Origin of the sequence: Alteromonas sp. KUL42 (genome assembly GCF_006538325.1) — a bacterium.
Classification (GTDB): domain Bacteria; phylum Pseudomonadota; class Gammaproteobacteria; order Enterobacterales; family Alteromonadaceae; genus Alteromonas.
Window position 1 is genome coordinate 61,567 of sequence record NZ_BJKK01000001.1, and the last position, 26,396, is coordinate 87,962.

At 43.2% G+C, this 26,396-nt stretch carries 26 protein-coding genes; 14 read left to right on the forward strand and 12 right to left on the reverse strand.

From position 1 onward, the window contains the following. Nucleotides 1-58 precede the first annotated feature (58 nt). The 4 genes from EYR97_RS00240 (at nucleotide 59) to EYR97_RS00255 (ending at nucleotide 3,802) form a co-directional block, all read left to right on the forward strand. The gene (locus EYR97_RS00240) at nucleotides 59-475 is read left to right on the forward strand and encodes a hypothetical protein (protein WP_242634817.1); all 417 of its coding nucleotides are present in this window, start codon (nucleotides 59-61) and stop codon (nucleotides 473-475) included. 329 nt (nucleotides 476-804) lie between these two features. Next, nucleotides 805-1,446: a sugar transferase gene (locus EYR97_RS00245; RefSeq protein WP_131091856.1), complete on the forward strand. Its 642-nt coding sequence runs from the start codon at nucleotides 805-807 to the stop codon at nucleotides 1,444-1,446. 611 nt (nucleotides 1,447-2,057) lie between these two features. Next, the gene (locus tag EYR97_RS00250; protein WP_165477954.1) at nucleotides 2,058-2,822 is read left to right on the forward strand and encodes a glycosyltransferase family 2 protein; all 765 of its coding nucleotides are present in this window, start codon (nucleotides 2,058-2,060) and stop codon (nucleotides 2,820-2,822) included. After that, nucleotides 2,819-3,802 (forward strand): diguanylate cyclase, encoded by a 984-nt coding sequence (locus EYR97_RS00255; RefSeq protein ID WP_131091858.1) that lies wholly within the window; start codon nucleotides 2,819-2,821, stop codon nucleotides 3,800-3,802. The genes EYR97_RS00250 and EYR97_RS00255 overlap by 4 nt, the downstream gene beginning before the upstream one ends. A gap of 29 nt (nucleotides 3,803-3,831) precedes the next feature. On the opposite strand, the gene EYR97_RS00260 is transcribed toward EYR97_RS00255, so the two are convergent. Then, nucleotides 3,832-4,635, reverse strand: coding sequence for a polyphosphate kinase 2 family protein (locus EYR97_RS00260; RefSeq protein WP_131091859.1), 804 nt, complete (start codon nucleotides 4,633-4,635; stop codon nucleotides 3,832-3,834). Between the two features lie 228 nt (nucleotides 4,636-4,863). On the opposite strand from EYR97_RS00260, the gene erpA reads away from it, so the two are divergent. The 4 genes from erpA (at nucleotide 4,864) to EYR97_RS00280 (ending at nucleotide 9,031) form a co-directional block, all read left to right on the forward strand. After that, nucleotides 4,864-5,208, forward strand: coding sequence for an iron-sulfur cluster insertion protein ErpA (erpA, locus tag EYR97_RS00265; RefSeq protein WP_131091860.1), 345 nt, complete (start codon nucleotides 4,864-4,866; stop codon nucleotides 5,206-5,208). A gap of 383 nt (nucleotides 5,209-5,591) precedes the next feature. Continuing rightward, entirely contained in the window at nucleotides 5,592-6,077 is a 486-nt protein-coding gene (locus EYR97_RS00270) for a (2Fe-2S)-binding protein (RefSeq protein ID WP_131091861.1), read from the forward strand. Further along, the gene (locus EYR97_RS00275) at nucleotides 6,077-8,317 is read left to right on the forward strand and encodes a molybdopterin cofactor-binding domain-containing protein (protein WP_131091862.1); all 2,241 of its coding nucleotides are present in this window, start codon (nucleotides 6,077-6,079) and stop codon (nucleotides 8,315-8,317) included. The genes EYR97_RS00270 and EYR97_RS00275 overlap by 1 nt, the downstream gene beginning before the upstream one ends. Before the next feature lie 141 nt (nucleotides 8,318-8,458). Then, nucleotides 8,459-9,031, forward strand: a complete 573-nt coding sequence (locus EYR97_RS00280; RefSeq protein ID WP_131091863.1) for a glutathione S-transferase family protein — start codon at nucleotides 8,459-8,461, stop codon at nucleotides 9,029-9,031. 10 nt (nucleotides 9,032-9,041) lie between these two features. Here EYR97_RS00280 and EYR97_RS00285 read toward each other — a convergent pair whose 3' ends face one another. Then, nucleotides 9,042-10,052, reverse strand: a complete 1,011-nt coding sequence (locus EYR97_RS00285; protein ID WP_131091864.1) for a D-2-hydroxyacid dehydrogenase — start codon at nucleotides 10,050-10,052, stop codon at nucleotides 9,042-9,044. A 155-nt stretch (nucleotides 10,053-10,207) separates the two neighbouring features. Here EYR97_RS00285 and EYR97_RS00290 point away from each other — a divergent pair, with 155 nt between their 5' ends. Beyond that, nucleotides 10,208-12,010: a PLP-dependent aspartate aminotransferase family protein gene (locus tag EYR97_RS00290; protein WP_131091865.1), complete on the forward strand. Its 1,803-nt coding sequence runs from the start codon at nucleotides 10,208-10,210 to the stop codon at nucleotides 12,008-12,010. 208 nt (nucleotides 12,011-12,218) lie between these two features. After that, nucleotides 12,219-12,665: an SRPBCC domain-containing protein gene (locus EYR97_RS00295; RefSeq protein WP_131091866.1), complete on the forward strand. Its 447-nt coding sequence runs from the start codon at nucleotides 12,219-12,221 to the stop codon at nucleotides 12,663-12,665. A 68-nt stretch (nucleotides 12,666-12,733) separates the two neighbouring features. Here EYR97_RS00295 and EYR97_RS00300 read toward each other — a convergent pair whose 3' ends face one another. The 3 genes from EYR97_RS00300 to EYR97_RS00310 all read right to left on the reverse strand — a co-directional run bounded on the left by EYR97_RS00300 (nucleotide 12,734) and on the right by EYR97_RS00310 (nucleotide 16,517). After that, on the reverse strand, nucleotides 12,734-13,843 hold the full coding sequence (locus tag EYR97_RS00300) for an alkene reductase (RefSeq protein ID WP_131091867.1): 1,110 nt from the start codon (nucleotides 13,841-13,843) through the stop codon (nucleotides 12,734-12,736). A 141-nt stretch (nucleotides 13,844-13,984) separates the two neighbouring features. Next, entirely contained in the window at nucleotides 13,985-15,184 is a 1,200-nt protein-coding gene (locus tag EYR97_RS00305) for an anhydro-N-acetylmuramic acid kinase (RefSeq protein WP_131091868.1), read from the reverse strand. Between the two features lie 7 nt (nucleotides 15,185-15,191). Then, a complete protein-coding gene (locus EYR97_RS00310; protein WP_131091869.1) occupies nucleotides 15,192-16,517 on the reverse strand; it encodes an OapA family protein in 1,326 nt (441 codons plus the stop codon). Nucleotides 16,518-16,798: 281 nt separating this feature from the next. Between EYR97_RS00310 and tyrS the strand changes: the two genes are divergently transcribed. The 4 genes from tyrS to EYR97_RS00330 all read left to right on the forward strand — a co-directional run bounded on the left by tyrS (nucleotide 16,799) and on the right by EYR97_RS00330 (nucleotide 20,120). Continuing rightward, nucleotides 16,799-17,998, forward strand: coding sequence for a tyrosine--tRNA ligase (tyrS, locus tag EYR97_RS00315; RefSeq protein ID WP_131091870.1), 1,200 nt, complete (start codon nucleotides 16,799-16,801; stop codon nucleotides 17,996-17,998). A 236-nt stretch (nucleotides 17,999-18,234) separates the two neighbouring features. Continuing rightward, complete coding sequence (locus tag EYR97_RS00320) at nucleotides 18,235-18,987, forward strand: hypothetical protein (protein WP_131091871.1); 753 nt, start codon at nucleotides 18,235-18,237, stop codon at nucleotides 18,985-18,987. 61 nt (nucleotides 18,988-19,048) lie between these two features. Beyond that, the gene (locus EYR97_RS00325) at nucleotides 19,049-19,549 is read left to right on the forward strand and encodes an RNA polymerase sigma factor (RefSeq protein ID WP_131091872.1); all 501 of its coding nucleotides are present in this window, start codon (nucleotides 19,049-19,051) and stop codon (nucleotides 19,547-19,549) included. A 1-nt stretch (nucleotide 19,550) separates the two neighbouring features. Next, entirely contained in the window at nucleotides 19,551-20,120 is a 570-nt protein-coding gene (locus tag EYR97_RS00330) for a hypothetical protein (protein WP_131091873.1), read from the forward strand. Between the two features lie 155 nt (nucleotides 20,121-20,275). On the opposite strand, the gene EYR97_RS00335 is transcribed toward EYR97_RS00330, so the two are convergent. From EYR97_RS00335 to EYR97_RS00365, 7 genes are all read right to left on the reverse strand, one after another. Beyond that, complete coding sequence (locus EYR97_RS00335; RefSeq protein ID WP_131091874.1) at nucleotides 20,276-21,760, reverse strand: S41 family peptidase; 1,485 nt, start codon at nucleotides 21,758-21,760, stop codon at nucleotides 20,276-20,278. 16 nt (nucleotides 21,761-21,776) lie between these two features. Continuing rightward, nucleotides 21,777-22,481 carry a hypothetical protein gene (locus tag EYR97_RS00340; RefSeq protein ID WP_131091875.1) on the reverse strand — a complete coding sequence of 235 codons (705 nt, stop codon included), beginning with the start codon at nucleotides 22,479-22,481 and terminating at the stop codon, nucleotides 21,777-21,779. A 207-nt stretch (nucleotides 22,482-22,688) separates the two neighbouring features. After that, nucleotides 22,689-23,042: a DUF1428 domain-containing protein gene (locus EYR97_RS00345; RefSeq protein ID WP_131091876.1), complete on the reverse strand. Its 354-nt coding sequence runs from the start codon at nucleotides 23,040-23,042 to the stop codon at nucleotides 22,689-22,691. A gap of 414 nt (nucleotides 23,043-23,456) precedes the next feature. Further along, nucleotides 23,457-24,791 (reverse strand): FAD-binding oxidoreductase, encoded by a 1,335-nt coding sequence (locus tag EYR97_RS00350; RefSeq protein ID WP_131091877.1) that lies wholly within the window; start codon nucleotides 24,789-24,791, stop codon nucleotides 23,457-23,459. 23 nt (nucleotides 24,792-24,814) lie between these two features. Next, nucleotides 24,815-25,414 (reverse strand): GNAT family N-acetyltransferase, encoded by a 600-nt coding sequence (locus tag EYR97_RS00355; RefSeq protein ID WP_131091878.1) that lies wholly within the window; start codon nucleotides 25,412-25,414, stop codon nucleotides 24,815-24,817. Next, complete coding sequence (locus tag EYR97_RS00360) at nucleotides 25,398-25,796, reverse strand: DUF2721 domain-containing protein (protein WP_131091879.1); 399 nt, start codon at nucleotides 25,794-25,796, stop codon at nucleotides 25,398-25,400. The genes EYR97_RS00355 and EYR97_RS00360 overlap by 17 nt, the downstream gene beginning before the upstream one ends. Nucleotides 25,797-25,955: 159 nt before the next feature. Beyond that, nucleotides 25,956-26,360, reverse strand: coding sequence for a rhodanese-like domain-containing protein (locus EYR97_RS00365; protein ID WP_131091880.1), 405 nt, complete (start codon nucleotides 26,358-26,360; stop codon nucleotides 25,956-25,958). Between the last annotated feature and the right edge of the window lie 36 nt (nucleotides 26,361-26,396).

The following is a 26,396-nucleotide window of genomic DNA, read 5'->3' on the forward strand; positions in this document are numbered from 1 at the left end:
GCTGAGGCTGAGAATGCGTGGATTAGCATGTAATATGTATTAGTGAGAAGTGAGATAAATGTCAAAAAGCAATGAAACCTCTCATCCAATGCACGATCCCGCAGTGAGAAGCCTGTTACAACGTATGGAGCCTCACATTGCTGAGAGCTTTTCTGTCGAGCAACTTATGGCCCTAGGAAGAGTGGTTGGGTTACGTGGCGGTCGGCTCCATAGTGTTGATTTAAGGGCAACCATAAAACTTCCGTTCGTTCCATGGAGTTTCTACGTGGTTCTATTAACCGGTAGAAACAGGCGTACGCTAACGGCGAAAGAAAAATCTATTGCCGCGGGGACATTGTTGCTAATTATAACACTTACTTTCATGCTACTTTCATTATTAGGCGTGGTGATTATTTACCTATTAAAATCGTGGTTGGGTATCGACATTTTTCAAGGTTTTTCACTGGGGCTGTACGACTGGTTTAGGTCTTCCTAAAGAGTGTTAATTCTGCTGCCTGAAACTCGCTTGGAATGAACAAGAAGTGTACCGAAAAGGTCAACACGCTCTGGTTCAACAAGCACTTCATCATAAAAAATTCACACGACAAATTCCTATTTTGAAAACCGGTTTTTAAAATGCTAAGGATTAGCCACTTTGTGTTTTTAAGTGTTTGAAAATATTGATAAATTATGTTGGTAAGCTTCTTGCTGCTCTCACTGAAAGTACTCGGTATGCCCCTTAGGGGGAATTTTTAAGTAGAGAATATAAGTACCGGTTTCTAGTTAATGATTTACCGATATCAGAATGTTCTAAGGAGCAAGGCTATGAACTATTTGTCAAAGAAATACACCACAAATGTGACAAATCACAAAGGTCTACCCATGTTTATGCAAAAGTTTTTTGCATTGGCTGGATTGCTGGCATTATCCCCGTTTCTTTTAATACTTGGAGTTTGTATCAAGTTAGAAAGTAAGGGACCAATTATATTTTCTCAATTGAGAGTGGGTGAGCACGGAAGGCAATTTAAATGTTATAAGTTCCGATCTATGTATCTACCCGGTTCAGAACAGTGGCGAGAAGCCGAAAAAATGAAGAGTGACAGGGAGGGGATTTGTCAAAAAATGTACAGTGATCCTCGTATTACGAAGATAGGCAGAATTATCAGAAAACTCTCTATTGATGAGTTACCTCAGTTATTCAATGTTCTTAAGGGAGATATGGCGTTAGTGGGTCCACGTCCTCACCTTACTACGGAATATGTGCAGTACAGCAGCGATACGCTCGTTCGTCTACACTGCAAGCCCGGATTGACTGGTCTATGGCAGGTGTCAGGAAGGGCTGATACCACTTTTGAGGAGCAGCTTGAATTAGATAAAACCTATATTGCGAACCAAAGCTGGTATTTTGATATGAAAATATTAGTTGCCACTGTACCTGCAGTGCTAATGGCAAAAGGGGCTTATTAACGGTACATGCCCTTGTTATGAGCATGTATTTCTTTACTTTGCTCGTAGTCTCGCTTTTATTATTGAGTTGCTATGAGCAAAGGTTTACAACGACAAATCTCTTTCAATCCTCCTTTTGTAGAATCACTATACCTGCGGTAACACGCCGCGATTACGAACATTTTAACTCTCGCTGAGTGGATAATTATCTGTGCGGACTGGTATAAGCTCTTTGGCTATATTGCATATAGCATATTGAAACAGGCTACGTTTTAAGTACATAGCCAGAGAAAGCTGACCTTTGCAGTACGTTTTTTCAGCAAAGTGTACCGCAAAGAACGACACGCTCTAGGGCCAATAGGTTTTTTAAAGCACCATTGAGTCATTATTGTCATTGCGTTTCATAAGTTCTTTTTATTAATGCTTTTTCTATCGGTATTTTTTAAAAAAAAGACAATTTGCGATTTGCGACTCACTGTATATTGCAAATTGAGAATATTTGATCGCTCAACAGCCTGAAATTAATGGAAAGAAATTTAAGGTGTTGTTTTTATTTTGATTTTTATTTTTGGCTTGCTACTTGCTGTTTCCGGTTATCAAAGAAGTTGATATCAAAATGGGAAGTTAGCATTATGAATAAGTTATCAGTCGTTATCCCCCTACATGATCATATTGATTCTATTGAGCGCGCATTAAATAGTGTTCTCAACCAGTACGAAAAAGTCGATGAAATCATCGTTGTTGATGATGGCTCTACTGATGGAAGCCTTGAATTTATTCAGAGCTATTCTTGTTACAACCTAAAACTGATAGAGCAGCCTGGGCTTGGCGTTGCAGCTGCGCTCAATAAAGGCGTAGCAAGTGCAAGGAATGCTCATGTTGCTTTTTTAGACCCTGCTGATACATGGTTACCCTTCTTTACCCTTGAAATGAAAAAGTTAGAGCAGCAACATCCACATTTAAACATTTTTGCCAGTAGATATCAGTTTGTCGACAGCCATCAAAATCCAGCAGATGCTAAGATAAGGCTACCTTCTGCAAACCCAAATGGCTTTTTACTATCCAGTTTCTACGATGCAAATAAGCGCAACGATTTACCTTTTGTTATCTCTTCCATGTTAATCAGCAAGGCGCGTTTTGAAAAATTGGGCGGCTTTCCTATTGGAAATGGAATTGATGCTCAGCGGGATTTTTTACTAAAAATACTTGAGCGCAGTGAAGTTCTATATAGCCCAAATATTCACGTACATCATCAGATGAAGGTCAACGAAAATACGGATAATTCGAAGTTATCAGCTTTCTTTTCATTGCGACTTTTCGGCTTGATGAACGGGTTGCCTCTTAACAGTGTGCTTACCCAATCGAAGACAAACTATAAAAAAGGGTGGCAGCTATGAATGTAAACACGATAGCGAAAAAAAGCAGTGTGCTTATTGTTGATGATGATGCATTAGTAAGGGCAACCATCATGGGTATGTTGAACAAAGAGTTTGACTGCCATTATGTCGATAACGGACGTAAAGCTATTGAGTTTTGCAAACAACATGGAAGCCCTGATGTTATATTAATGGATTACCACATGCCTGAATTCGATGGTCTAAAAACCTGCCAAGCCATACAGCAATATGACGAATTAAAGCATATCCCTATTGTTTTTTTTACAGGCAATGAAGATTGTGAGTTACAACGAAAGTGCTGGATGGCGGGGGCCGCGGATTTTGTATCTAAGCCGATAAAAGCTGAAGTGTTGAAAATGCGCTTGCAACATCAAATAGAAGTAAAATCTAGAGAAATTTATTTAGAAAGTTTGGCATGTAAGGATTCATTGACTTCTTTGTACAATAGGCAGTTTCTTGTACAAAGTTTGCCCCGAATTGTTCGCCAGCTCAGTCGTGAACAGGCTTGTTTGTCGGTAATGATGATTGATGTTGATGACTTTAAGAAATTCAATGATGCTTATGGTCATCTAGATGGCGACAAAGTACTAAAGGCTGTTGCGAAGACATTAAGTGGCATTGTCAAAAGGCCTTCTGATTATGTACTTCGATTTGGCGGTGAAGAGTTTCTTGTTCTTTTGCCAAAGACAAAACAAAAAGAAGCGTTACAGCTTGCACATCACATGACGCGCGCAGTTGAACGCTTGCTGATTCGGCACAAGCATTCTGACTTTGGTCGCGTGACTGTTAGTGTCGGCGTTTCTTCATCAGAAAATAAAGCTTCATTGAAATTTGTTGAGTTACTGAAAGCCGCTGATGAGGCTTTGTACGCAGCTAAAGCACTAGGTAAAAATACTGTAGCCGTATATACCTCGCCTCGGCGCTCGGGTAATGGTGTGCGCCAGAAACACTCCGCTTCTAGCTTCGTCAGTGTTGGTTAGGTTTCTAAGCGTTTGTACAAAAGGGCAAGTTATAAGTCCAATTGAGCAGAAGCAAGTTCAATCAGTTTTTCATCCAATGGTGGGGGCGTGATATCCACGCCCTCGCTAAGGGCCGCAATAACGGTTTCTAGCACATCTATTCTTGCTTGCCACTTGTACTCGCCATTAATTATACGCCAAGGGGCATACTCAGTATCAGTTTTACTGAACATATCATTTACAGCGTTTATATAAGCGGAGCGCTGTTGGCGGTTGTGTAAATCTTCTTCGGTAAGTTTCCAGCGCTTAAAAGGGTTATGTAACCGTTCTTTAAAACGTTGTCGTTGTTCATCTGACGAAATGTGCATGAACAATTTAATGATACGCACTCCGTTATCGCTTAAGGTACGCTCAAATTCGTTAATTTCTGTATAACTGCGCTGCCACGCCTCTTGGGAGGCCAATTCATCTACCCGTTCAACAAGTACTCGTCCATAATGTGAACGGTCAAATATTTTAAGTGTTCCCGGTGCGGGCACATGCTGCCAAAAGCGAAACAGAAAATGCTTATCTTGCTCTTCTTTAGCGGGCTTTGCGACGGGAAATACGCTAACCCCACGGGGGTCAAGTTTTTCGGTAATGCGTCGAATAGCACCGCCTTTACCCGAAGCATCCCAGCCTTCAAAGACAATTAACGCCCTGCGTTTTTGATGGAAGTACGCTTGTTGCACATGAAAAAGCTGCTCTTGGCATACGGTAAGCGCATTTTTATAGGCGTCTTTGTCTTTAAATCGTGACTCGCCAAAGCTTTCGGGTAGTACGAGCGGTGTAGATTGTTCTTCGCGGGGTTGCATATGTGTGTCGTCCTTGTAATGGCATTCACAGTGTGTTGCATGCATACAAATCACTTTGGTAACGCTACCAGTGTATTAACCTGAAATGCAATAAATTTGATGAGGAGTATTTTTTGCTAAACCTTGTTTCGTTAAGTTTCACCCCAATAGTTGATGAAAATACTCAAGTATTAGATAATTGTTCGCATAGTGTGTGCTTAAATGCACAGTAATTGTTAAGAGGTGGGTATGTCTGTAGAAATGGCGTTGCCAATTGAGTTTTCTGACGCGGCAGCAGCGAAAGTGAAAACCCTTGTTACAGAAGAAGAAAATCCGGATTTGAAATTACGCGTTTACGTAACCGGTGGTGGTTGTTCTGGGTTTCAGTACGGTTTTACATTCGATGAAAAAGTGAATGAGGGTGACATGACCATTGAGAAAGACAGTGTCACATTGGTGGTAGATCCAATGAGCCTACAATATTTGGTGGGCGGCGTTGTAGATTATGTAGATGGGTTAGAAGGTTCTCGTTTCCTTGTGCAAAACCCTAATGCTACAACAACCTGTGGTTGTGGGGCGAGCTTCAGCGTTTAAGTTCACTGCCATTCCAATTCCACTAAGCATTCCATCTAGATAAATGATCTAGGTGGGATCTAGGTGGAAGGCTCACCCAAACTTCTCTTATCACTTTCTCGCTTCAATTAGTTTTCGTTTTACGTGGAAATATCACCTTACAATTCATAAGGTCAAACAACCTGTCTTGCCGATAAAGCGCATTGTCTTCAAACAGTAACTTGTCTAAGTTAACAATATCATTACAAGCGTTTGGTCGGCGACCTTTTATAAAACAATGTACATAAAAGGTCTATTAGCGCCCATTATACCAATCCGTATAGATGCTTACTCAATCTGAGAGAGTAGGCTCCTATGTAGTTTGGTATTAGACAGAAAAAATAATAAGTAAATAGGGAACAGGCATGAGTAAAACCATTTTCGTCAACGGGAAAGAGTATCCCATCGATGTACCAGAAAATATGCCACTTTTGTGGTTCTTAAGGGATAGGCTGGCATTTACTGGCACTAAATTCGGTTGCGGAAAAGGCTTGTGTGGTGCGTGTACAGTGCATGTGGACGGCCAAGCTACCCGCGCATGTGTTATGCCTGTTACAGCCTTGGCTGGGCGCAAGGTGACGACTATTGAAGGCTTGTCAGAAGATGCGTCTCATCCGCTTCAAAAGGCATGGCTAGAAGTAGGAGTACCCCAATGCGGTTATTGTCAAGCAGGGCAGATTATGAACGCTGCCAGTTTGCTGTCTAAAAATGTATCGCCTACAGAGAAAGAAATTGATGATGCCATGCAAGGTAATATTTGTCGCTGTGGTACTTATCAACGCATTAAAAAAGCGATAAATATTGCCGCTACCGAGTTGGCTAATTACGATTTGGCCAAGGAGGTTTCATAATGCGCGCTGATATCGAAAGCTTACTTGTTGCACAACGGGAAAAACAAGAACAATCATTCACCGTAAAACCTTTATCGTTGACGCTAAATAGACGACAGTTTCTCAAGGCCACTGCCGTTGGTTCGTGTGGCCTCGTGGTGGGGATCTCACTAAATGCTAGCGCCAATGCATCTTCAGCGAAGCAGGCTGCAGAATTTAACCCTAATGCTTTTATTCACCTGCAAAAAGATGGCAGCGTACTTATTTATTGCGGTCGCTGTGAAATGGGCCAGGGCATAAGTACTGCATTACCGTCAGTGGTTGCTGATGAAATGGAAGCGGATTGGTCAAGAGTGACGGTGGAACAAGCTGAAGGCGATCAAGACAAATACGGTAGCCAGGCCACAGGCGGCTCGGCGAGTATTCGCACCATGTACGAGCCCATGCGAAAAGCGGGCGCCGTAGCAAGAGAAATGCTGGTGGCGGCGGCTGCCAAAGTGTGGGCGACGAGCCCTGATAATTGCTACGCTGAAAATCATTTTGTTATCAATAAAACCAATCAGCAAAAATTAAGCTATGGCGAGCTCGCCAGTGTAGCGGCAACTATGCCAACACCAGAAAATCCAACCCTTAAAGCCAAAAGTGACTTTCGTTACATTGGGTCGCATTTACCTCGTCATGACGTTTCCTTGGTGATTCAAGGTAAACGCCAGTACGGTGTAGATACCAAGGTTGACGGTATGCAGTATGCGGCTATTGTTCACTGCCCTGTAATGGGCGGCACACTTAAGTCGGTAGACAAAACCGAAGCTATGAAAGTGCAAGGTGTTACCGCGGTTGTTGAAATTGCACCGATGAAAGTGCCATTTGGCTCTTTAGGTGGTGTAGCTGTAGTTGCGAATAATTCGTGGTCTGCACAGCAAGGCGTTGAAAAACTTAAAGTAGAGTGGGATAGAGGTGAGCACGGCAGCTACAATACTTCTGATTACATGAAGATGTTGGTTGAAAACGTTGAAAAGCCTGCTAACAAAATTACTGAGCGCGGCGATGTAGAGTCTGCATTTGCCAATGCTGCGCACAAAGTTTCTGCAACTTACACCGAAGGTCATCTTGTACATGCTCCAATGGAGCCAAACGCCAGTGTGGTGTCTGTACAAGATGGTGCATGCGAAGTGTGGGCATCAACGCAAAGTCCTGACGATATTCAATCGGTACTGTCGCAGTTTTTAGGCATCGATAAAAAAGCCATAAAGGTCAATGTTATGATCAGTGGTGGTGCGTTTGGGCGTAAATTTAAATGTGATTACGTACAAGAAGCGGCTGCAATTTCAAAGGCCGTGGGTACGCCAATTCAATTGACGTGGACTCGAGAAGAAGACACCCGAACTGGCTTTTATCATTCAAATAGTGCCCAACATATTGAAGCGTCTTTAGACAAAGATGGCAATGTCACGGGATGGCTGCATCGCGCAGCCTTCCCGTCAATCAACACCTTATTTGATCCATCAGTTCAATTTGCTCCGGCAAATGCCATGAGCGAAGTAGAAAACCACCCTTACGGTATTGCTAACCTTCGCAGCGAATCAGGTCTTGCACCAGCGCATACCCGAATCGGCTGGTATCGTGCCGTGTACGCAATATTTTGGGGCTTCGCTTACGGCGTGTTTACTGATGAACTTGCTGAAAAAGCCGGTGTTGATACTGCGACTATGTTACGTCGGCTTTATGATAGCAATTCAAACCCAAAACAGGCTGAACAGGTAAGGCGCTCGAGGGGAGTGCTTGATTTAGTAGTGGCCCAGTCGGGCTATGGCAAGGCATTGCCCGAAGGTGAAGGGATTGGCATAGCGGTGCATCACAGTTTCTTATCCTATGTAGCTATGGCTGTTCACGTGCGTATGAAAGGCGATGACTTTGAGGTTCTACGCGTAGATTCAGCGGTAGATTGTGGCCAAGTACTCAACAAAGACGGTGCAACGGCACAACAAGAGGGCGCAGTGGCTATGGGTATATCACTTGCCAAATACTGTGAAGTATCATTTGAAAACGGCGCTGTAGTAAATAGCAACTTTCATGATTACCCTGTAATGCGCATTAACGACATGCCTGATGTCCACGTGCACTTTGTGGATTCCGATGCCAAACCTACAGGGCTGGGCGAACCCGGTATGGCTCCTTTTGCCCCCGCGCTCAGTAATGCCATTTACCAAGCATCGGGTACGCGCTACAGAAGCTTGCCTATTCAACCCATGCGTACCTAGTTAGCGTTTTTTGTTGATTTTGGGCTAGTTTTTTATATGTTGGTTATTCATTGAATGTTGAGTGAGTAACCTTCAACAAAATAAGTGCGAAGCAGCAATGCTTCAATTTGCATTTGCAACCACTGAGAAAAAGGTATCGCTATGAAACTATATGGCTCTACTACATCGCCTTATGTTCGTCGTATACGCATTATACTCGCGTCTACCGAGCACGAATTTCTTAATTTGCAGATTTTCTCTGGTGAAGATCGCGCGCTGCTGGCGTCACGTAACCCTACATTGAAAGTACCGTGTTTGGAAGATGACGGCCAAATGCTCTTTGATTCCCGTATCATCTACAATTATCTAGCGGACAAACTGGACCTTGATGGGCTAACGTGGGAAGAAGAGAATCAGCTTACCTTGATTGATGCTGCAAACGATTCCTTTGTACAGATGATGCTTCTGAAGCGTTCAGACTTCGACATTACTCAGGATAGAATGTACTTTCGACTGCAAAATGAACGTATCGAAGCAGTACTAACCACGCTGTCTGAGCAGCTGGATGCTGGTGGCTTTAGCGGGTGGACATATCCAGAAATTTGCCTTTATTCTATGGTTGATTGGGTGCTTTTCAGAGAGCTTCACAATATGAGAGATTACCCCCAACTGCTCGAGTTTCATGAAAAACACCATCATCGTATTGAGGTAACAGCAACTGATCCACGTAGTTAAGTGAAGCGCTCTAGTAGCCTTTATCAAAGTCGAATTGATAGTGAAGAGGCTCATGGCGTAAGTAACGTTTTGCATTGGCCAAAAATACACTGGCTACATCAGAGGGTTGAGACTCAGCAGCAGTATGCGCCGTAATTGTTATTTTTGGATGTGACCAAAACGCGTGGCTTTGGGGTAGGGGTTCCTGCCTAAAAACATCAAGCACAGCATGTGCCAGATAGCCCTTGTCGAGGCATTCAACAAGGGCAAGATCATCAACCGCACTTCCACGCCCTGCGTTTATAAAAATACTGTGTGGTTTTAGTGCCTTGAAGAAGCTATAGGACACAAAGTCATGTGTATCCGGTGTGTCAGGCATTAGATTAACCACATGGTCGGCATGTTGTGCAAATTGCAAAAGTGAAGCGGGTGTGTACATTGCATCAACATCATTAATGTTGGCACCACTTCGACTTAAACCCACAACGTTCATACCAAACACCTTTGCAACGGGAATGAGTGATTTGCCTATACTTCCAAGGCCTAAAATACCTAAGGTTTGACCGTGTAAAGGCTGACGTGGAGCCGCTTCCCAAATAGGCGGGGTAGATTGCTGATTGTCACTAAATGTTTTTATATTTCTAGCGTGTTGTAGTAAGTAAGCAAACACATATTCGCGCATAAGCTTGCCAAAAATGCCTTTTACTCCCGTTAGTGTGTAATCCCTCTTAGGCGCGCGTAGCAAAGGCGCATTACCTGCCCACGTTGATTGACACCAAGATAGATTATGGCATTGCTCAACAATACATGCGGCGAGGTCTGGATCGGCCAGCAATATCGAGACTGAATCGTGATCGATTTCATCAGGAGATGTAGCAACTTTTTGAATATGAATCTGTGCACGAGTCGGGCTATCGAGCATGTCGGAAGAACACAAAATATTACCGACATCGTCTAACTGACTGGAAATAGCCTTGGCGATATCGTCTGCTTCATCGCTTAAAATTGTGACACTAATCTGTGCTACATCTGTTGAATTCATTCGCTTTTCTCTCTAAGAGTAAACATTTCTTTCCTTGTCGATCCAAGCCTATTGAACTGCTAATTATTTAAAAAAGGTAAATTAAGTTTTACATTTTTGTTAATGAATCGAGGTGCGCTTACTTCGAGTTAGTATCAATACTTAATGGAATACCTATGCAGTCAAATATTCATTCTTCTATCAATGTCGAACATGCCAAAGTACTTTCTCCGAAACGCAATACATCTGTTGCCGAGACAACAGAGGCGCTTGTGTCTGAGCAACTGTCTCATTTTGGTATTGATGCATCAAGTGACTATGGTAAAGTCCTCGCCAACACGGCGCACCACCTTTACGGCGCACAATCTAGTGTTATGCAACTGTGGGACATTACCAGCAATACGCTGCAAGGGCTCGATAAAGAAGACAGGGTAGCGTATTTTAATGCCAAAAAGTTCTTATCTTTCCAAATTGCCAAAATTCTAGATACATTACAAAACCCGTTTAGAGCGACTTATCAAAGTTTATCGGGTGGCAACGGTTCACAAGGTCATTATCCGTTATTCGACAACGTTACGGCTTTGTTTTCTGCAACACCTGTTGTGGTGCGAACAGCGACGTACGTTTATGCCTGCACAGAGTGGGTTGACGATGCTTTTCAAGGGAAAGAGTTTACCCACCAAATTTACTCACGTCTTCTCAACCCAACCAATATTTCATTGGCAAATGCCATTGTAGATATGGAAGCTGGCCCATACGCCGCAGAGTATTTAGCGTGGAACTTTAACTCGGGTATGGCGGCAATTGACGCGTGTCTGTCCAATGTGTTGAGTCATGGTGATGTACTCATTGTCTCTCGAAATGTGTATGGTGGCGTTTACCAACTACTTCACGATTATTTCGCTCGCAGCAATCGTATGGACATTCAAATTGCGTGGTTTGATGGCTATGACAAAGACAGCTTTGCTGATTTTATGCAGCAGACCAAGCGTGAGTATGCATCGCGTCTAGAAAATGGTGCGAATATGCACGTTTATCTAGAGTCGCCGTGTAATCCTCATGGTTATGTACTTGATGTTCCGGGAATTTGTGAGCTGGCACATGCTGAAGGTTCATTGGTTATGTTAGATTCAACCCTAGCTACGCCCGTGTTGCACCAACCTTTGCAACACAAAAATAAAGCGGCAAGACCCGACTATGTAATGCACAGTTACACCAAAGATTTATGTGGTAGTGGGGCAACGACTGCCGGTGTTGTCATCGGTGAAGGACACCGCATGTTTCAACCTAAAGGCAGTAGCATGAAGGGTGTAGATTGGTCTCAAACCATGTTCTGGGATGTGTACTACATTAAAGGGGCATTCTTAGACTCAGAAAAGGCCTTTGATGTACTCAATGGCATGAAAACCCTTGAACAACGCATGATGACTAAAGTTATTAACACCGAAGTATTTACATCGTTTTTGCATGCTCACGAGCAAATTCGAGTTAACTGCCATGCATTACCACAGCACAGTAACGCAGGACTTCGCGAAAAGCAGCACACGCATGGGTGGCCTTGCACACTATTTACTGTAGACATGGCACCAGCAAACTTACCACGAGATGTATTTACACGCTTTTTTGATGCACTGGAGCCTGCGTTTAGTCACCAAGTGAGTATAGGGCAAAACAACACCATTATTTTGTGCCCAGCACTAACATCGCATTCTGAACTAAGTACAGAAGAGCAAAAGAAAGCCGGTATCGAATTGACGACCATGCGAATAGCAATGGGTACAGATAACGTAAAACAGCTAATTGCACACTTTATGTTGGCAGCGAAGCACTTTATCGAGCCCCATGCGCCAGGCTTTTGCCAAGGTTTTATGGCCAATGAAGACATTGATGCACTTTATCTCAACGTTAGCGAGCGCGTATGTGCACAACATTTTGGCAGTAAAGCCAGCATGGCTACGTTGATGGCTGGGCATGATTAATAGGCCCTAGAGCCTGTGTACCTTTTTCATAAATTGTGCATGAGTCAGTTTTTTAGTCAGGCAATCGTAAATGTACGCGGTTTGGTGCGCTCTAATCAGTTAAGAGAAATACAATCGCTGCCGATATAACAATGAGGATGTTCTCCTTTTCCCGGGCCTTTCCTTACGCGGGCTCGGGAATTTTTATTTATATGATAAAGGCAGCGCTATGCACCAGTTTAAAATTGATGTTACTTTTGATGCATCACTTCCCTTTGTTTTTGCCGCATTTCACGAACCAGAATATTTAAGTGAATGGTTTGCTCCTGGCAATTGTGTGGTATCACAAATCATGTGCGATTTTAAAGAAGGCGGTCGCTATCGCATCAAAATGTTAGAGCCTAATGGTGTGGAAATGTCGCTCACTGGAGAATACATTACTATTCTAGCCAACGAGCAGTTGGCATTTTCATGGGCGTGGGAAGACGACTTTGAAGACTCAGTGATGACGTCTGTCGATATCCATTTCGAAGATACACCTGAAGGGCATGTGAGGTTGGTACTAGTACAAAGTGGTTTTGCAAACAAAGATGAATGCGACCAACACAACTACGCATGGATGTCGTGTTTGGAAAAACTTGCTGTGTTGGCGAGTCAGAAGCAGTCTTTTAACTAAAGCCACGGAGTTTTGCTAGGAGTGGGGCAAAGCCCCACTTTGGTGTTTTAGAGCAGTTAGCCTAATACTTAAAGCACATCTTCACCGCTTTTTTCATCATAAGTAGTGAAGTCATTGTAGCCTTCGACACTGTTTCCATACCAGTTTGAAGGATCATCGAATTCTGTTAGTGGGTAATTGTTAGCAAGGCGCAATGGTAAGTCTGGGTTAGTGATCCAAGGTCGGCCGAAAGCAATCATATCGCCGTCTCCAGCACTAATACGCTTTTCTGCATCTTCTTTTGTGTATCCACAGTTCCCAATAAGTATGCCCTCAAACAATGCCCTAAACTCGGCCAACGTCATCGGTTCGCCGCGCTCGTGAAAGCCAAAGGCAAGTCCATCCATAATATGCAAGTAACCAATCTTCAATGTATTGAGTTGCAGGGCAACAAAGGTAAATGTCTCCCTGTAATCATCTGCGCCCATGTCGTTAAACACGCCATTCGGTGATAAACGTACGCCTACTTGTTCGGAAGGCCAAACACTTAGAACCGCATCCATAACTTCTGATAAAAAGCGATATCTGTTCTCAAGCGAGCCGCCATAGTTGTCATTGCGTTGATTGCTTCTGCTATCGAGAAATTGATTAATCAAATAGCCATTTGCCGCATGCACTTCAATGCCGTCAAACCCCGCTGCTTTAGCATTAATGGCCGCTTTTTTGTAGTCTGCTACTGTGCGCTTTATATCTGCGACAGTCATAGCTCTGGGCACTTCGTACTCTTTTTTGCCTTTAGGCGTGTGGATTTCATCGCCTTCAATTTTTATTGCTGAGGCTGATAGAGGCAACTCGCCATTGTGAAAGTCGCTATGAGAAGCGCGGCCGGTGTGCCAAAGTTGCAATATCATCTTTCCACCAGCGTTGTGAACTCGACTTACAACAGAGCGCCATCCTTCCACCATTGCTTCGGTATAGATGCCTGGAGAGTTGACCCAGCCGTTACCTTCTTCAGAAATTGATGTGGCCTCAGTAATAATCAGCCCTGCGCTCGCACGTTGCACATAATGATCGCCAATGATTTTATTTGGCACACGATCCGGCCCTGCGCGGCCTCGTGTTAACGGTGCTAGTACCATACGGTTTTTAAGTGTTTGGCCAGCCCAATCGAGTGGTTCAAAAAGTACTGAATCTGTCATTAGTAGTCCTATATTTTTGTTTGGCAAATTTTCTATGATGACAGAGATAGACACTAATCGGATTGATTCAAGAATAGCTTTTAGCGCGTTTTGATATAAAAAAGCTCCGTTTACTCTAATGATGCCCCTTGAAACGAAAAACTACTTTTTAAACAGTGCGCCGAGCACCGCGGGTCGCGATGCGCCAGTGACCTCAGGAACGTTACCTGGGATATTATGTAAGTAAGCATGAGCTAACCACGCAAAGGCTGCACCTTCGACGTGTTGTGGGTGAATGCCAATAGCGTTGCTGTCACTTAATTGATATTGAAGTAGACGCTGCTCTAGCATTCGCATTAATGCATTGTTAAAAGCCCCACCACCGCATATTACGACTTCACTTTGCTCACCAGCATCGTTTTGATTCCGCAAGTTAGCCTTTATATCGTTGACAATAGTTTCTACTGTAAGAGTGAGCAAAGTAGCTTGAACATCAACAGGTTGAATATTGTGTTCAACAGAATTGTAAGATGCCGGAGACGATGAATTGGATAAATGGCTCAACACGTTTTGTAGCCAATTCAAATTGAAATACTCGCGCCCAGTACTTTTTGGGGCAGGCAGAGAGAAATACGCATCGCAAAGCAACCTACTTAACAACGCCTCGTTGGTTGTACCTGATGCAGCCCATTGACCGTTGTCATCAAAACGTAGACCTAAATGTTGCAATATCCACTTGTCCATAAGCGTGTTACCTGGGCCGGTGTCAAAACCGCGTACAGGTTCAAATTGTTTCTTAGGTGGCAAAAGTGAAACATTTGCTATTCCACCAATATTAACCAGCGCGCGATACTTACTTTCATGTGCAAATACTGCATTGTGATAGGCTGGAACGAGCGGCGCACCTTGCCCACCAAGTGCAATGTCTTTACGTCTGAAATCGGCAACAACGTCAATGTTGGTCAGTGCGGCAATGGTATTGGGATCGCCAATTTGGCAGGTAAATCCACGGAGCGACTCATTGCTAAACAGCCATGATTTTATTTCTCCACTTGGGTGATGACGAACAGTCTGCCCATGGGAGCCAATTGCTATGATATCACTTGCAACTAGGTTTGTTTTCTCCAGTAAGCCAAGTGCCGCGTTAGCGAAGGTTTCAGCTACCAACCTGTCAGCAATAGCGAGGGTATTAAGTTCGTCGGGGCCTTCACTGCAAAGTGCATTAAGCGCAGCTAGCAATTCTTGTGGGTAAGGAATGGAATGTGCGGCAAGCGTGGCGCAGTGGTCTGATGTTATTTCGCAAAGGACGGCATCAACGCCGTCCATACTGGTGCCTGACATCAGGCCGATATACTTAGCCATTTTGCTGCTATTTCATAGCAAGCATAATGCGCTTGTTATTGTCTAGCTGTGCTTGGCGCTCACTGGCTATTTCCATAAAGCGCTCTCGCTCTTCTTTGGCAATAGGCAGTGCTTTAGGTAACTCAACAGTGCGAGGGTTTCTGTGCACACCATCTACCAAAAATTCGTAATGCACGTGAGGGCCAGATGCCAAACCGGTACTGCCTAAGTATCCAATGGTTTGACCTTGTTTCACAGTTTCACCTAACTTAACGGCACGCTTTTTAAAGTGAAGGTATTTAGTGGTGTATTTTTCACCATGCTGAATAAAAACGTGGTGACCATTGTATTTGTCGTATGTCGACTTAACCACTTTACCATCACCAGCAGCCATTACTGGCGTACCTACAGCAGCAACATAGTCGGTGCCACGGTGGGCTTTCCAGCGCTTTTGCACAGGGTGGAAGCGCGCTTTTGAGAAGTTTGAACTGACATACTTAAAATTAATTGGCGCGCGCAAGAAGCTCTTACGCATACTTCGGCCTTCAGGGGTGTAATACGTGCCATCTTCATGCAGAATAGCGCTAAATTGTTCCCCTTGGTTAGTGAACTCAGCTGCCACAATGTCGCCATAGCCCACAAACTCGCCGTCGATATACTGTTCTTCAAATACTACGTTAAAGGTATCGCCAGAGCGAATCTCCATAGCAAAGTCAATGTCCCAACCGAAGATCCCTGCAAGGTTCATGATTTGATTGCTGGTAAGCCCTGCATCAACAGCTGCATTCCAAAAGCTAGAATGAATTTCACCTTGTGCGAAGTTGTAGCGAATGTCCACATCGCGTTTTTCAAGCTCAGCGGTCAGCGTTTTACCATTTTCCTGAGAGCTGGGGCGAACAAATAAGGTTTCAGTAGATGACAGTTTGTATTTTAATTCACCAAAACTGCCGTCTTTATTAGCTTTGAACGACAGCTCATCGCCAGGCAGCAGGGTTACGAGCGTTTTGGCTAATTCACCAGCATGTGTAACATTGTAGACATCACGAGATGTAAAGCCTGCACGCTTAAAAAGCTTAGCAAGGGTATCACCACTGCGCACTTTGTAAGTTTGCCAGGTTGACTCTTCTTCGCCTGAAAAAACGTCAGTTGAAGGTGTGATGTGAAGTTCTACTGGGTAGCGAACACCAGCATCGAGAATATGGGCATCATGATGACGACTTGCTTCTACCGACTCTGACGGCAAAAGAATAAGCCCACCAAGAAAAAGGCTAGCTACTGCCAAGCCTGTGCGGTGCTGCTTCGGTAAATTTTTATATAAATTAACCGCCTTAGAAGCGTTTAATGTTTTTCTCATTCTACTGCCCACCTGAGAAAGGATATTTTTCTTCCAACACGATCATGTAGTTGTTGCTCAAAAATCCAACTATTCTCATTATTTTATTAGCGCTAATTATTAAACCCAATGGTTCTTTCGTCTAATTGTACGATTTTTGTTCTTGCCTTGAAACCATTGGGTTTAACAACATGACATATTGTAACCCGCTTTTTGACGTGTAAACCTTTAAATGGTTCCTTTGTACGCGTAAAATGCCCGCCAATATTGAATTTAGTCTTATCAAAGAGTGTGACGTACAAATGAATGATTGGCAAACAGCGTTGGCTGAAATTAAACGGGGAGTAGATGAAATTCTTCCCGAAGAGGATTTAATTGAGAAACTTAAATCCGGTAAAACCCTTACTATAAAGGCGGGTTTTGATCCAACAGCGCCTGACTTGCATTTAGGTCACACAGTACTTATCAATAAGTTGCGTACTTTTCAGCAGCTTGGTCATAAAGTTGTATTTCTTATTGGCGACTTTACTGGTCTTATCGGCGATCCTACAGGTAAAAATGTAACACGCAAGCCCCTGAGTAAAGAACAGGTACTTGAGAACGCCAAAACGTATCAAGAACAAGTGTTCAAAATCTTAGACAAAGAAAAAACGGAAATCCGTTTTAACTCTGAGTGGATGGAGCAGCTCGGTGCAGCGGGGATGATCAAGTTGGCTGCAAGTCAAACCGTTGCGCGTATGCTTGAGCGTGATGATTTCAAAAAGCGCTACAGCAACGGTCAACCGATTGCTATTCATGAATTTTTGTATCCGTTGGTACAAGGCTGGGACTCGGTTGCTCTGAAGGCTGATGTAGAGTTAGGTGGAACCGATCAACGTTTTAATTTGTTGATGGGCCGTGAACTGCAAAAAGATCAAGGGTTGACTCAGCAATCAATTGTAATGGTGCCTTTGCTTGAAGGTCTTGACGGCGTTCAAAAAATGTCAAAGTCATTGAATAACTACATTGGTATTACCGATGCGCCAAATGATATGTTTGGTAAAGTGATGTCAATTTCTGATGACCTAATGTGGCGTTACTATGACCTACTGAGCTTCCGTCCATTAGAAGAAATTGCAGATCTTAAAGCACGAGTGGCTAATGGTGAAAACCCACGTGACACCAAAATATTGCTAGCAAAAGAAATCATTGCACGTTTCCACGATGAAGCCGCAGCTGAAGGTGCACATCAGGACTTCATTCAGCGCTTCCAAAAAAATGCTATCCCTGATGATATGCCCGAAGTTGAAATTGTGTTAAGCGAAGAAGGCATTGCGATTGGTAACCTACTCAAAGAAGCAAATCTTGTGGGTTCGACTTCTGACGCTATGCGCATGATTAAACAAGGCGCAGTAAAAATTAATGGCGATAAAGTGGAAGACACCCGCTTGGTGCTCACTGAAAAAGGTGAAAACGTGTATCAGGTTGGCAAGCGTAAGTTTGCGCGTGTCACGCTTTCATAGCGTTTTTGTGGTTGGCTTTTTCGCCAAACAGTAGAGCTATGTGAACAATAATACCTTGTAAAGCCCGCAAATTGCGGGCTTTTTTGTGAATTTTAAAAAAAGATAAAATAGTTGTCAGTTTTCTTGAGTATCGATCGTCTATGAGGATAACAAAAGCACAAAAACACATCTTGCGCTAAGCGTTACAAGCGCAGTTGGTGATGTTTATAACGTTTACTCAGTAAAAAGGAAAAACCATGACAACAGTAACATCAGCATCATTCAATCAAGTTACAACGCAAGCTAATAAAACGGTTTCCGTTTCATCGCTTTGGTTTAAAGACGGTTGGCAGCTTTTTAAACAAGCCCCTATTAAAATTTTTAGTGTGATGACCCTTTTCGCAATACTGCCTGGTTTACTGCAGTTGTTACCCTCTCCATTTGGTTTGATGTTATCAAAATGGGTTGGACCGATGCTTCTTGGGGTAGTGTGCTTAATACTTAACAACCTTTTCTGTGGGCGTGGTTTCAGTGTGCGAAGCCAGTCTGTTGGATATACATCAATACTCAAGCAGTGGGGACGCTTTGCTCTATGGAGCCTGTCAGGTGTCTTGTTGGCTTCTATTCAATTTCAAGTTGGTAGCATACTCATTGGTAGTGACAATATGTCGGCCTCTCTAATGGGCGACTACACGAATGTTGCTTTGTGGCAGGCTGGAGTCATCTTTGCTTCTACAACGCCCATAGCCATGCTACTTTCTTTTGTTCCCATGCTTCTTATCCTACAAGGGCAACCGCTTTACCGTGCATTCCGTCAAAGTGTCTTCTGTGTAATACGAGCGTGGAAGCCTATGAGCGTGCTCATGTTACTTTCAATTATTGTCGTTTTTTCGGTGCCTTACACTGGTGCGTTAAGTGCATTGCTTGTAGGTCCTTACATGACATGTGTAACGTTTATCGCCTATAAACAGCTGTTTAAAGACTCACAAAGCCCAAATGATATAGATTAAGTAAAAGTGTGTGGAAAGGTCAAAGCGCCTAACTGACATGGATGTAATGTGAACAAATGCTATGAAGAAAATTACCCAATTACTTGAAGAATTTACGCCACTTATTGCCCGCGTTGCAGCTACTTTCGAAGCAAACAATTCACTGCGTGAAGAGTTAATGCAAGAAATTTCGCTGGCAGTATGGCGAGCGTTGGACAATACCTCCAATTCGACAAATAACGCGTTTCGAGGTGATTCAAGTTTAAAAACTTTTATAGCAAAAATAGCACATAACAAAGCCGTTGATCATGTACTTAAGGAACAGCGATGCAAGGAATTTTCGAGCACAGAGGCTATTGAGCACAGTGAAGCTCACGACCACACATTTACTCAGCAAGACAGAGCGTTAGATCTCATGGCAGCACTACACCGATTAGACATCAAGTACAGGCAAGTTCTCTCATTGCAATTGGAGGGTTTTCATCAACTAGAAATTGCCCAAATGGTGGGACTTTCTGAAGCGGCCGTAGCAAAGCGACTAAGCCGTGCACGTCAAAAGCTTGCTAGCATAATGGAGTATTGAAATGAACAACACTGATTTAGATAGTCAATTAGCTCAATGGCAAACTGCCTACAAAGCAGCAACACCAAATGTAAATGCACGTTTGTTAACGCAGCAAACCAAGAAAGCGCAATTTAAGTTAAAGTGCAAAGGACTTGTGGATTTAATACTGGGCTTAGTTGTAACGTGTTTTTGTATTTATGCCGCAGTTTTTGAAGCGACTAGTTTATTACAGCAATTACTCATTAGCGTATTATCACCTTTACCTGTCGGTTTTGGTTTGTGGGGATACCGTGTCAGGCAAAAGCAATGGCAAGCTGAAGTATTAGACGTACAGTCAATGCTAACGTTTAAAGAAACACAGTTGAAACAGCAACTACACTATTGGAAAATAAGCTTAATATGGGGAAGCGCCTTATGGCTAGGGTTACTGGGCATTGCTATTTATAACCTAGTTGTATCGAGTGAATATATGCTTTGGGCTACTCAACTTGGTTTAAACAGTTTCATTTTATTACTTGTGTGTTTACGCTATAAAAAACTCAAACAGCGCTTACCAATACAGCTTATGGATATTCAGTTATTGCGATGAATTGTTTTGTTTGGGATTACAGACAATCAGCAAAGAAAGTGTAAATAGGCCTGATCTAGTCGTTGTTGTTTGATGCTACTCGACGGCTCGTCTAGCTCGATACGAGCCGATAACATTCAATAGCCAGGCCTATTTTTCATTAATAATACTACTTACTATTCCTCGCCAAGTAATATTGAAACAGCGGCTTCAATAGCATGGTCTTCCAAATTATCTCGCTGCGAGCGAGTGAATACGGGTACTTCTACGTCAACTGGAATACCGCTGCGTTCAAACCATTCTTCATCCACAGAGCGGTATTGCTCATTTGACAGTGAGAAGGCAATACCGTTTGGTAGTATTTTCTCTAGTGCATCAGAGAACGCACCTTGCGTAGGCTCACCAACAATGACGACGTTATCAAAATTGCGCATTATAAGTACAAATACTTCCGCTGCGCTTACTGTACTGGCACTGGTAAGAAGGATCACAGGTTTTGTATAAGCATTGTTATGACCCTGAAAAGAAACCTCTGTGCGGAACTCTGCTGCCGAAGGTGTTTGCAAATCTTTATTAAATACGTGGCGTTCACCGGTGAAAAAGTACTGGGCTAGTGCCATAGACACAGCATCTCTACCACCATTGTTAAGACGTAAATCTATTACCAGACCATCTGTGCTCGCAAGTTCTTCCATAGCGATATTCATGGCTTGGCGCACGGCTTCTACGTCATCATCGGTATTTTCATAATCGTCAGCAAAGCCAAACATGCGTTGTATAGACAAATAACCTAAACCTTCGCGACTAAACCATGCTATTGCGCCATTGCCAGCCTCTTTTAAATCGCTCGGAGATTCAGCGTATTGCAGCGTTGCTTGACTTACTTTCGCCAATTCCTGCTCTATATATTGGTTAGCAGCAGTAAGCTGCTGTTGGTTGAGCGGCAGTGTATAGCCATTATCTTCAGCAAACTCGGCAAGTAAGGTCTCTAAAAAGGTATCTGCGTTGTTTACGCTAGCTACACCAAGTTCCTCAGAAGTGATGGCAACATGTGAGTCTTTCAAAGGTGCAATCATGTTAGCCATTACTTCAAACAGATCCTGGTTACTACTTGATGCGTTAATCTCTGCATCGGCAATTTGGTATTGTTCTTCCCAGTCTGTATTAGTAAGTTCAAAGCTTACATAGTAATTCGAAAACACCTGATAAAAGTAAGCAAGGTCGCGATCAGTATCAGCTTCATAGCCCGTTGAACCTACAACACTGAGCATGTTGTCTCGGCACGCCGCTGGAGTAGTGGTTGGTAAGCTCTCAAGCACTTTTTCATATACCAGACCAATATCTGCAAAGTCTTCGTCGCCAATATCGTCAATGTCAATTATCTGCTGATTGTCTTCATCGAGGTAAAAGACTTCAGCCATGTCTTCTCCACTCACACCGTGAAGCACTTGTGTTGCAATACAGTAGTCATCTGTGTAGTCAAACACGGTAAGGGTTGCATTATGAAGGGTTAAACCCTTACCGTAGTGAGAAGCTATCCATGTGCCATCGTAATCAGAAGTAATTACTCTAGGTAAGCCTTTGGGATCGTTGCTTCCGCAGGCGGCTAACAAGCCGATAGTTGCTGTGGCAATAGTAAGTTTGGTTAAGATATGTTGCATTAGTAAAGTCCTTTTCTTAGAAGCGGTAGTTCATATTTAGGTTAAAGGCGTTCTCTAAAGAGGCGTCGTTCTCATAGCCGTCTTTAAGTGGGTCGAAATCGGTTGTTGATAGGCCTAGTGTAAAGTCTGTTTGATTACTGTAATTCCAGATGACGCCGATACCAAATTCAGAGGCATTGTCCTGATTGAAATCTTTCAGCTCTCGATAGGCAGCTTCGGCATATAGTGAAACATTGCTCATAACCTTTAAAATGGTGCCTGCGCCTACACGAACTTCACTGCGGTTGTCTCGAAGATCTTCGTTCCAGAAGAGATAGTGAGAAGAAAAGGTAAATGCTAGCGCATCGCTTAAGACATATTTACCAGTGAGTCCTGCGCCTAACGCGTAGCTGTCATCAAACTCCTTGGACTCGTAGTAGCCCATTAGGCCACCATCCAAAGTAACTTCTAAACCGGTTCCGTCGTAAGCACGAGGCAATAGGTTATAGCGCAAACCAACAGGGCCAACAGTTAAATTGTCATTCACACCATACGCCGCACCTAAAATTGGGCCTGTATAGTTGTGACCATTTGTTTTGCCATGTGATACGCCAGCACTAATAAGTACTTCGTTGTCTTGTAACGTCAGTGAACGTGTTACGGGGTTCGCAACACTGAGTTCACTTGCGTTTGCACCCGTGGCTATCAGGGATATCGCTATTAATGAAAATAAGGGTTTCATAATTCACTCTGTGTATGTGCTAGGTCTGCGTATATATTGACTTAACGTGAGTGAATGAAAGGTGAAGCAAAACTGAATTGAAACTGAAAGTAGTACTATTTCCTTTTAAGTAATCCGCTGTCTAAACAGGAGCTTTGGCCTATATGATATTTCAATCCCGCTCAAACCCTGACTAAGAATACACGGGATTGTTCTCGAAACCCTAAGTTACAGTTCTAGAATCGACTCAAAACCACCATATATCATACGTTTTCCGTCGAATGGCATAGGATTTTCTTCATTTTGCATTCTTGGATCTTCCATTACCTTCTGCCATGCTTCGTCGCGAACAGCTTTAGATGGCCAAAAAACAAATGACAAAACGACAGTTTCATTTTCTTTAGCTTTTACCGCCAACGGGAAAGAAGTTAGCGTGCCATCTGGCACGTCATCTCCCCATGTTTCGATTATTTTTATTGCACCATATTCTTTAAATATTCCCCCAGCCAATTTTGCATGAGCAAGGTAAGCATCTTTTTTGTCTGATGAAACAGCAGCGACAAATCCGTCTATGTATGACATAACATAACTCCTTATGTTGAATAGTAAATGTTGCTAATTTGGAATAACCAAACCACGCAATTCGTTCATCGCCTGAAACTCGCTTGGAATGAACGAAAAGTGTACCGAAAAGGTCAACACGATCTAGTTGTTCAATATGATTTAAACGGCTAGGTACATTTTTCTGCAATTTGGTATAGTTCAAAATATACGCATAAACATAGGTCACATTTCAATTGATGTAAAACTAGTAATGCGCTAGTCGCCGCGTTTGGTTAGTTTCAACACAGCACTGATAGTAGGGTATTTACTTACTTAAAAACGATATTTTGAGTGCAAAGAAGCAGATATGTCCGGCGAAAGTCATATTCCGTGATCTTCCGCATGACTCTGCTGGTGAAACTGACTCGAGATCAGTCCAGTTTTTTCTGCGGTTTATCGCTCAGCAATTTTGGCCCATTGATATAAGCCGTGCAGTGCCATTCTTCTGAATGATGAAAATGGATAGGTAGGCAAAGGTGTTTGGAACAACGGCAACGACAAATCGATATTGCCAGTATTTAACATGCGCTGCGCTAATCGCATACCTGCATGGGCCGCAAACGAAACGCCTGAACCGCAATAGCCCATGGCATAACCCATTTTGTGATTATCGTCGCCGTCGACGAATATTCTGGGTAAATCATCTAACGATACACTTACCCAGCCACTCCAAAAGTATTCCATCTTTGTACCGTTTAGGGCAGGAAAACTCTTTATCATTGCCTGATAAAGACGGTTTTTTTCTTTAAGGTTATCGCCATTTTTTCCTGCAACGGCGCCGCGCCCACCAAACAACAAACGGCCATCGGATAGAACGCGATAGTAATATTTCATCATTCGCGTATCCATAAAGCTCATCGGCGAATTTAACCCAGTTGCCGAGCGCAGCTGTTCGCTTAAAGGTGCAGTAACAAAGATACTCGATTGTACGGGAAACTGCTTTTTATCTACTATGTTTTCGAAGCGCTTTGGGGTATAGGCGTTGCTGGCAATAAGTATATGTTTTGCCTTTATTTCGCCGTTAGGTGTATTTACAGCATAACCATTTGCTTTCTTATCAATACTCAACGCTGGTGTATTGAAGTAGAGTGACGCATCTAAAGAACGTGCAATACGAGCGTATTCGTCAGCTAACTTAAGCGGGTGAAGACAAGCGCCATCAACGCGAACACCACCGTACACATTGTTAATTGAAAAGCGTTGCTGAATGTCTTCTTTGTTAAATGCAGTACTTGGCACATTAAACTGGTTTTGTTGGTGTAATGCCGCAGCTTGAAGTGTTTTAGCCTGCTTTGGCGTGTGCGCCAATTTGTAATAGGGCCCTTCGGTGTAATCGACACGCATAGCATAGTGTTGAATACGAGAAGTAAGCAGTGAAACTGCGCCTTCATATTCTGCTTGCATGGCTTTTGCTGTGCTTAATCCCCACTTCTCTTCAATTGCGCTTAGCGAAAGCCGCCCACTTCCTGATAAAACAAAACCACCATTTCGCCCTGCGCAGCCAAACCCTAATTTATTCGCGTCAATGAGCACAACTTGCTCGCCTGCTTCTGCTAATGTAATAGCGGCGGATAAACCGGTATAACCACCACCAATAATGAGGTATTCGGTTTTACAATTCTGACTAAGTGCAGGTGGTGTTACACAATTGTGGGTTGCGTGCCAATAAGTATTAGGGCTTGGCAGCGAAGGGCTCACTCGTTGTGATATAAGCGGGTCGTATGTCATAAATTAGGTGTAATGTTAAAATACTAGAATTTAAGTAGCATTTCAGCGCCTTCACATTCGCAATAGCCTTCGCAAACTGGGCAGTCGTAACCTTCGTGAATTGATGGGTAGCGCCATTTATCAGGATGCTTCTTAATAAGCTCACCGCCATTTTTTGAGAAATATTTAAACGCACTGTTGCCTGGGCTAGCTAACCAAATATGGGCTAAACCTGCCTTGGCCCCTTGAACCTTTGCCAGTTCAATGGACTTTCGCAAAAGTGAGCTACCAATACCCAAACCTTGCATTGCAGGGGCAACGGTATTGCATTTGAAGTAGCACACAAGGCTTGGTTCTACTGGCCAGTTATCTGGTGTGCACCACTTGTCGGGTTGCCATTGGCTATGCGCAAAAGTAAGCCTAAAGCCAACAATATGTCCTTCATTCACAGCGACCCAGCTAGCGTTAACATCGTTGTGAAAGCTCTTACGGTAGTACTCGTTAAGCAAATCGTCTGTTAAATAATTGTCGCCGTGGACATAATTGCCCAAAGTAATGACGCCTTCAAAATGTTCTGGGGCAAGTTGAACATATGTGATATCTGATTTTTGTGGTTTTGCCATGTTATTATTTTTGTTTGTCATGTGCGTTTTTCATTCCATCAAGGTGTACATCTAAAGCTTCAACTGATATCAGAATTTCCCTTACTGACATCCACAGAGAATAGAGCAGTGATACCAAACTTGCTGCAAACACCCAGTTACCCACTTTCTGGTAAGTAAGGTAGATTGCCAGCATGGACACCACGCATAAAAAGAAGCTACCCACTCCGGCAATTTGCATGCGTTTGATCAATTGGATACGCAGGCGCAAGTTTTTAATTTGTGCCAAGGTGTTCTCATCTCGTTCTTCTTTCGAAAAATTACGAATGATGGTGGCCAAGGTGAGAAAGCGGTTGGTATAGGCCAGCAACAACAAAGAAATGGCAGGGAACAGCATGGCTGGAGTGGCAATATCAATGATCATCTTGCATACAAATTAGAAAATAAACTAAAAGTCTATCACAGCATGGCTACTTGCACAGCTTGTTAACGGGATCAATAAAGGCATGTTTATAAACACAATGAGTAGGTAAATATACTGGTACCAAACGCTTAAGCTTCACGCTAGCTATACACGCCTTAGCTACATGCGGTCGATAGTTAAGCCCGCTGCACTCCATCCAAGCATATCGCCTTCTAAGTGCATGACTTCAGAGAAATCCATATCTTGTAATACTTTCATCGCCAACTGTGCACGGCGACCAGAACGGCAATAAATAATGATTGGTTTATCTTTATGCCCTTCAAGGTCAGCGATGTAATCGTTAATACTGTCGTGGGGCATATTGACTGCGCCAGGAATATGCCCATCGGCAAACTCTTGTGGAGAGCGAACGTCGATAAGTAACCATTCGTTATTAGCAACGCGTTCAATTAAGTAAGGGGAAGCTGCAACGGACGATTGTGCAGTTGCTTTCGCAGAGCATTGTAGCGACACAAATGTCACTATGCTGACGACGATAAAAAGTCCTGCAATAACCACCTTCATCTTAAACTTTACCCTTTCCGCTGCTTAGCCCATCAG